A 438-nucleotide genomic window follows, 5' to 3' on the forward strand; every position below is an offset into this window, starting at 1 on the left:
GCGTCTGCATCTGCTGCTGCCTGAGCTGCAGCGCTGGCGTTAGCGTTTGCTGCTGCCGAAGCGTTAGCGTTCTGTGCTGAGTTAGCAGTCGAGTCAGCAGAAGCGTTTGCTGCTGCTGCTGCCGCAGCATTTGCGTCAGTCGTTGCGTCTTGTGACGCGTTGGACGATGCATCAGCGTTTGCGGCTGCTTGAGCTGCAGCGTTTGCGGTCGCGTCTGCTGCAGCTGAAGCTACCGCGTTGGCATCAGCGTCTGCTGCTGCCTGAGCTGCTGCCTGAGCGGCTGCGTTGCTTTCAGAATCCGCGTTTGCCGAAGCAGCTGCTGAAGCCGAAGCGTTCACGTTAGCATCAGTGCTTGCTGCAGCATCAGCATCTGCTGCAGCGGTAGCATCTGCCGAGGCATCAGCATCTGCTGCAGCGGTAGTGGATGCATCGCTTGAT

At 59.4% G+C, this 438-nt stretch carries 1 protein-coding gene; it reads right to left on the bottom strand.

The window, feature by feature from the left end; translation table 11 throughout:
• Nucleotides 1-438: hypothetical protein (locus FW756_RS11720; protein ID WP_446430337.1), on the bottom strand; the 438-nt coding region annotated here is incomplete at both ends.

It is taken from the genome of Leucobacter sp. 1207-22 (assembly GCF_052850455.1).